Annotated in this window: 5 protein-coding genes and 1 pseudogene; 2 read left to right on the forward strand and 4 right to left on the reverse strand. The window is 61.2% G+C overall.

Annotated elements, in window-relative coordinates:
• The 4 genes and pseudogenes from EN879_RS23050 to EN879_RS23065 all read right to left on the reverse strand — a co-directional run.
• Positions 1 to 563, reverse strand: a pseudogene (locus EN879_RS23050) (carbohydrate ABC transporter permease); the annotation flags it as partial.
• A 1-nt stretch (position 564) separates the two neighbouring features.
• On the reverse strand, positions 565 to 1,470 hold the full coding sequence (locus EN879_RS23055; protein WP_013529495.1) for a sugar ABC transporter permease: 906 nt from the start codon (positions 1,468 to 1,470) through the stop codon (positions 565 to 567).
• Between the two features lie 65 nt (positions 1,471 to 1,535).
• Positions 1,536 to 2,852, reverse strand: a complete 1,317-nt coding sequence (locus EN879_RS23060) for an extracellular solute-binding protein (protein ID WP_013529494.1) — start codon at positions 2,850 to 2,852, stop codon at positions 1,536 to 1,538.
• Positions 2,853 to 3,211: 359 nt separating this feature from the next.
• Positions 3,212 to 3,907 (reverse strand): TetR/AcrR family transcriptional regulator, encoded by a 696-nt coding sequence (locus EN879_RS23065; protein ID WP_013529493.1) that lies wholly within the window; start codon positions 3,905 to 3,907, stop codon positions 3,212 to 3,214.
• Positions 3,908 to 4,018: 111 nt separating this feature from the next.
• Here EN879_RS23065 and EN879_RS23070 point away from each other — a divergent pair, with 111 nt between their 5' ends.
• Positions 4,019 to 5,215, forward strand: a complete 1,197-nt coding sequence (locus tag EN879_RS23070; protein ID WP_127274262.1) for a Tm-1-like ATP-binding domain-containing protein — start codon at positions 4,019 to 4,021, stop codon at positions 5,213 to 5,215.
• Positions 5,216 to 5,228: 13 nt separating this feature from the next.
• Positions 5,229 to 5,432 (forward strand): phosphoenolpyruvate hydrolase family protein (locus EN879_RS23075; protein ID WP_164774532.1); only part of this gene is annotated, 204 nt, incomplete at its 3' end.

Raw genomic sequence — 5,432 nt, forward strand, 5'->3', positions numbered from 1 at the left:
AGAATGATCAGGCCCAGATGCGTATCGTTGAGCCCGACTGCCCGGTACATCAGGAACATCGGGATGGCGACCACCACCGCCGGCAACATGCGCGTCGACAGGATGAAGAAGAGCAGGTCCGCTTCCCCCTTCACCTTGAAGCGCGAGAAGCCATAGGCGGTGAATGTCCCCATGCCGACCGCCAACACCGTCGAGGTGATGGCGATGATGAGCGAGTTCAGGAAGCGGCTCGGATATCCCGACCATTGCACCTGGCCCTTGCCGTCGCGCACGATCTTCTCGCCGCCGTCGAACACGACGCGCTCCCACCACGGGGCGGCGGCATATTCTTCGGCCGACGGCGGGCTGCGCAACTGTGAGCGCTTTGTGAAAAGTTTGACGAAAGGCGAGATGGTCGGCTCGAACATCACCGTCGGCGGGATCGTCGTGGCCAGGTTGCGTGGCTTGAACGAGGTCGCCACGATCCAGTAGATCGGCGCCAGGAAGATGATCGTCACCAAAAGGACGGCGACAATAGCGACCTTGTTGAGCGCCCGTTCACCCGAAGTCTGGACGGCCGCCATCTCAGCGCTCCTTAACTTTGTTGAGGTATTTCACATAGATGTTGGTGATCGCCAGCACCATGATCAGCACGATATAGGCAAGCGCGCAGGAGCGCCCCGTCTGCCATTCCTGGAAAGCCATCTTGTAGAGACGGATGGAAATCACCTCCGTGCTCGGCTGCGTCGACAGCACATAAGCAAGATCGAAAGTCTTGAAGGCTTCCATGGTGCGGAAGATGACCGCGATCATCAGGATCGGCGCGACCAGCGGCAGCGTGATGCGGAAGAAGGTATAGAACGGCCCGGCGCGGTCGATCGCGGCAGCTTCGTAAAGATGCTTCGGCACCGCCGAAAGCCCGGCGAGCGACAACAGCATGACGAAGGGCGACCACATCCAGATGTCCGTGAACGCGACCGCGTAGAGCGCCATCTTCGGGTCGCCGAGCCATTGGAATTTGCCGAGGTCGAGCACGTAGTTGATGACACCCCAGGACGGATCGTAGAGCAGCTTCCAGAACAGGCCGACCACCGCCATCGAGAGCATCATCGGCAAGAGCAGCAATGTCGTGATCAGGCCCTTGAGCGGAATGGTGCGATTGAGCAGCATTGCCGTTCCAAAGCCGACGACAACCTGACCGACGACCGAGACGATGACGTATTTCGCGGTCACCGCGAAATTGTTCCAGATATAAGGGTCGCTGAGGAGCTCGCGATAGTTCTTCAGTCCGACGAAATTGGCCGGCGCATTGGTCGATGCGCGGAAGTCGGTGAAGGAATAGCCGAGCGAATAGATCAGCGGAAAGATGTTGAAGACGATCAGGAACACGATCGTCGGGATGATGAAGAGGTTGCGTATCGAAATGTCGCTGAGGCCGCGAGAGGCGGCTCTGGAGGAGGTATTCAGCGGTGTGATCATTGTGGTCGCCAAGACCTGCTCCCATTCCTGAAAAAGAAAACGGAGGAGGCGCAGGCCTCCTCCGCACTACATGTCGGTTATTGGCCGCGGCCGTATTTCTTGAACGTGGCGTCCCAATCCTTCGCCAGCGCATCCAGCATTTCCTTGGCCGTACCATCGCCGTTTACGATGTACGGATAGACACGCTGGTTGAGCTGCTGCAGCAGTTCCGCATACTCCGGCACCGCCCAGAAGTCCTTGACCTTGAACATCGTGTCGTAGAAGGCCTTGTTGTAGGGCGTGGCGTTCTGGAACTCGGCCGATTCCAGCACGGCCTTGTTGCAGGTGTAGCCGCCGAGGGCCGCCCACTTCTTCTGCGTATCGTCCTGGATGAACCACTTCAGGAATTTCATCGCCTCTTCCTTGTTGTTGGAATAGGAGACGACGGAAATGCCCTGGCCGCCGAGCGCGGCGAACTGCTCGCCACCTGGACCTGCCGGGTTGGCGAAGAAGCCGGTGTTCTTGGCGTTCGGGTTCGACGCCTCGTTGATCAACGAGGGGAAGAAGGCGAAGTAGTTCATGCTCATCGCCGCCAGGCCTTCGGTGATGGCCTGGTTGTTCTCGACGAAAAAGGCGTTGGTCCAGCCCGGAGGCGTGAAGCCGAACAGCTTGCGGTAGTTTTCCGCCGCGGCCACCGCCTTGTCCGAGTTGATGATGCCGTCGACCTTGTAGGTGCCGAAGTCGCCGAGCTCACCGCCATACGAGAACAGCGCGTTCTCGAAGCCCATCGCCAGGCCGTCATACTGGTTCTGTGTGTAGATGGCGATGCCGTAGCGGTTCTGGTCGGGCCTGTTGAAGAACTCCGCGATGTCGGTCATTTCCTTGAAGGTCTTCGGAACGGCAAGGTCGTAGCCATACTTGGCCTTGAACGCTTCCATTTCCTTCGGATCCTCGAACCAGTCCTTGCGGTAGGCCCAGCCCACGGCGTCGCCCTCGGCCGGGATCGACCAGTATTTGCCGCTGTTGCCGGGATATTCGGAGTAGAACTTGACCGTCGCCGGAGCCATCTTGTCGAGAACCTTGTTCTCTTTGACGAAGTCGGTGAGGTCGACATAGTGACCGCCCTCGGAGGCGGCACCAAGCCATTGCGAGTCGCCGACGACCAGGTCATAGGCGCTGCCCTTGGCGTTGAACTCGGTAAAGGCCTTGGTCTGGAAGTCGGCCCACGGGGTGGTTTCCACCGTGATCTTGACGCCGGTTTGCTTCTCGTACTCGTTGCCGAGCTCCTGCAGATAGTTTGCGGGATCCCATTCAGCCCAGAAGATGGTGAGTGACTTTTCCTGCGCGTAAACGGACGTTCCGCAGGCAAGCGTTAAGCCGATACCAGCAAGTACGCTGGTCACTAACTTGCGCATAATGATTTCCTCCCTTGTGCGCGTTCTACCTTATCGTGCGAGCCGGCAACGTGGCCGGCCCTGGTAGTTCCTCCCGTGATCGCACCTTTCCGGTTTCGAGCCTCCTCGCCCCGCCGGAAAATGGATCGCAGCCCTCACTTTCGATCCGCTTTTCTGATCCAATCTGGTATTACCAATTTTGCATGCGCGTCAAGCCCTTTCTTGGCAGCTTGACGTGGCCATTTCCATCGGATTACCGCTTTATCTGCCTGTTTTACCAAGATTTTCCTACTCAGTGATATGATCGGGTATTGTCCAATACCCCACCCAACCGCTAAGATCAGTAGTGTGCATGCCAATCTGGTCGAACCAGTTAGGCTCTATTTCACGACTGCCTTCGGATCGAGGCTGCCTCCTTCATCGACCGATTCCGCCACTGCCGCACGCACCAGCGCCCCGGCCGCCCACTGTGCGACCGACATCGTCCGGCGGCTGTCCAGCCCCCAGATATCCTTGAGCACGATCAGCACCTCGACGCCGAAGATAAGCGACAGCGCCTGTGCCAGCCGCTTGAAGTCGCGCGGCGGCAAACGGCCCTTGAGCGGCGCGATCGCATCCTTCAGCAGGTCGATGCGGTGGCCACGCGTAAAGGCGGGCTCACCGCCCAGCGTGCCGGCCTGACGCCGCGCCCATTGATCGAGCGACAGCTTCAGTGCTGCCTTGAACGTAGCCTCGAAGGCCTCGATGCGCGGCATGGCCGTGTCGAACAGCTCGGCGACCCGGCGCTCGGCATCGGCGGAGGTCGATTGCCAGGTGAGGATTGGCCCCAGCCCCTCGTCGACGACGGCCTGCACCAGTGCCGACTGGCTCGGGAAGTAACGATAGGCGGTGGCGCGGGAAACCTCGGCCGCCTCGGCGACCTCGCTGACCGAGGGCGTGACGCCCGCCTGCATCAGCCTTGTTGCCGTCTCCAGCATCAGCCGTTTGGTCCGCGCGCGCGGCCCACGTTCGGGCACTGGGCCGGTTGCCCGTTCAGCCTCGTCGCTCGCAGCGGATTGTTGACGTGAGACATTCATACCAATACGATACGCACGTCTCAAAAATTTGCAATGGCGTCCGCATCGTCGAGTGGCCCGGGCAATGAGCGATGGGGGCGGCATCGCGCCTGCCAGGATTGGGAGAGCGCAATGAAGCGTATCTATGTGGTGGGGACCGCGGACACCAAGGGCGAGGAACTCGCCTTCCTGGCCGAGGCAATCACGGCTGCGGGCGCCCTCGTTTGTCGTGTCGATGTCGGAACGCGCGACGCAACCATCCCCGTCGATATCAGCGCGAGGGAAATCGCCGACCATCATCCCGGCGGCAGTGAAACCGTGCTCGGCGGCAATGATCGCGGCGCCGCGGTCGCCGCAATGGGCATCGCCTTCGCCCGCTTTGCCCAATCGCGCAACGACATCGCGGCCATGATCGGCATTGGCGGCGGTGGCGGCACATCGATCGTCACGTCGGGCATGCGCGCCCTGCCGCTCGGCCTGCCCAAGATCATGGTCTCGACGCTCGCCTCCGGCGACACCGCTCCCTACGTCGATGTCTCCGACATCATCATGATGCCTTCTGTGACCGACATGGCCGGACTGAACCGGCTCTCCCGTGTCGTGTTGTACAACGCGGCTCAAGCCATATCAGGCATGGCGGCCAGCCCGGCGCCACCACCCGACGGCAAACCATCGATCGGCCTCACCATGTTCGGCGTCACCACGCCTTGCGTGACCGCCATCGCCGACCAGCTCCGTTCCGGATATGACTGCATGGTCTTCCACGCCACCGGCACTGGCGGCCGCAGCATGGAAAAGCTGGCCGACAGCGGCTTGCTGTCCGGCGTCGTCGACATCACCACGACCGAAGTCTGCGATCTTCTGTTCGGCGGCGTGCTGCCGGCGACGGAGGATCGTTTCGGCGCCGTCGCACGCACGGGGCTGCCCTATGTCGGCTCCGTCGGCGCGCTCGATATGGTGAACTTCTGGGCGCCTTCGACCATCCCGGAGCACTATCGCGACCGGCTGTTCTACGAACACAATCCCAATGTCACGCTGATGCGCACCACGGCGGACGAATGCCGTGCGATCGGCGAGTGGATCGGCACCAGGCTCGCCCGCTGCGGGGGACCGGTGCATTTTCTCATCCCGGAAAAAGGCGTCTCGGCGCTCGACATCGAAGGCGGCGCCTTCTTCGACCCGGAAGCCGACGCCGTTCTGTTCGATGCCATCGAGCGCACCATCAAGCCCAACGGCAAGCGCCGCGTGACGCGCCTGCCGCTGCATATCAACGACCCGGAATTCGCAAAGGCAGCAACAGCGGCCTTCCTCGACATCGCCAGACAGTGAGAGACCTCAAAAAATGCCCGCCATACCGCGCAAGGACATCTTGAAGAAATTCAGGGGAATGATCGACAAGGGCGTGCCGATCGTCGGCGGCGGCGCCGGCACCGGCCTGTCGGCGAAGGCCGAGGAGGCCGGTGGCATCGACCTCATCATCATCTACAATTCCGGCCGCTACCGCATGGCCGGGCGCGGCTCGGCCGCCGGCCTGCTCGCCTATGGC

The sequence above is a fragment of the Mesorhizobium sp. M7A.F.Ca.AU.002.02.1.1 genome (genome assembly GCF_003998535.1).
GTDB classification, from domain to species: domain Bacteria; phylum Pseudomonadota; class Alphaproteobacteria; order Rhizobiales; family Rhizobiaceae; genus Mesorhizobium; species Mesorhizobium ciceri.